Origin of the sequence: Xenorhabdus sp. Sc-CR9 (assembly GCF_963897815.1) — a bacterium.
In the GTDB taxonomy this organism is placed as follows: Bacteria; Pseudomonadota; Gammaproteobacteria; order Enterobacterales; family Enterobacteriaceae; genus Xenorhabdus.
In genome coordinates this window covers 1-1,279 of record NZ_CAWQTY010000065.1, presented here as the reverse complement: position 1 = coordinate 1,279, position 1,279 = coordinate 1, and the positions used below count along the sequence as shown (strand labels likewise).

General features: G+C 40.0%; 1 protein-coding gene. It reads left to right on the top strand.

Annotation, left to right across the window (positions count from 1 at the left end; genetic code table 11):
- Window positions 1-124 precede the first annotated feature (124 nt).
- Complete coding sequence (locus AACQ81_RS03320; RefSeq protein ID WP_272903148.1) at window positions 125-1,138, top strand: AMP-binding protein; 1,014 nt, start codon at window positions 125-127, stop codon at window positions 1,136-1,138.
- The last annotated feature ends 141 nt before the right edge of the window (window positions 1,139-1,279 follow it).

The following is a 1,279-nucleotide window of genomic DNA, read 5'->3' as shown; positions in this document are numbered from 1 at the left end:
ATGGTCAAGCAATGTGATTGCGGGGCACCAAGCCAAAGAAATAAGCTTAAAAAAGCCAGCTGGTGTGATGATTACCGCGCCCAAGTTTTCTTTGGCTGAATGTTAATCAAAGTATGCTCGTGCCCTGTATTCTCACCGAGGGGCCTTTCTCAATGCCATTTCAAACATTTTGGATTGGGATATGCCCAAAAACCCTATTTACTTATGGACACTCCCCATGTTTCACTGTAATGGATGGTGTTTTCCATGGACGATTGCCGCGCGAGCCGGAACACATATCTGTATGAGAAAATTTGATGCAGAAGAAGCCATCGAGCTTATACAGGAACATAACGTAACTCACTATTGCGGTGCCCCGATTGTGCATTATTCTTTAGGAAAAATGGCTCAAAAGAATGGAAAACATTTTAATGGTCTCATTTCTGGCCTGATTGCCGGTGCCCCGCCAACGGAAATGATGTTCTCCCTGTTAGATGACGTTGGTATCACAGGGACACATGTTTATGGTCTCACCGAAACTTATGGGCCTGTTGTGGTTTGTGAAAATAAGCATGAGTGGAAAAATCTGCCAAAATCAGAAATGATATTAAAGAAAATGCGCCAAGGAATTGTCTCCAATTTACAGGGGCAAGTTAGCGTTATTGATGAAGAGAGCAGACTAGAAGTTCCTTTTGATGGTAAAACCATTGGAGAGATTGCTATCCGTGGAAATATTGTCGCTTCTTACGATCCTGAGCGTCATGTTACACCGGAGACCACCAGCCAATGGTTTTACACCGGGGATTTAGCGGTCATTGATCCTGATGGTTACATAAAAATCATTGATAGGAAAAAAGATATCATTATTTCTGGAGGTGAAAATATTTCCAGCCTTGAATTGGAAAATGTACTATCCAGTTATCCGGGGGTTTTAGCCGCAGCTATCGTCGCGAAACCTGATCCGTACTGGGGAGAAGTCCCTCACGCTTTTATTGAGCTTAATGAAAATGTGTCTGTAACGGAGCGAGAGCTGGACGACTATATTTGTACGATAGTTGCCCGCTTTAAACGACCAAAAGGATATACCTTTTTAACGTTGCCCCGTAATATCAATGGTAAAATAATAAAAGAACAGTTGAGAATACAAGTTAAAAACTAATCTTATAAGACAAATATACCCGATGGATTTCAATAGCCATAAAACCCTTTTATTTTCTTTAATTCATAGTTAAAATCCACCTTTTGACTTTCTTTTGTGTATTTTCAACTTAAATTATATAAATAAATTTATCATTTGAGT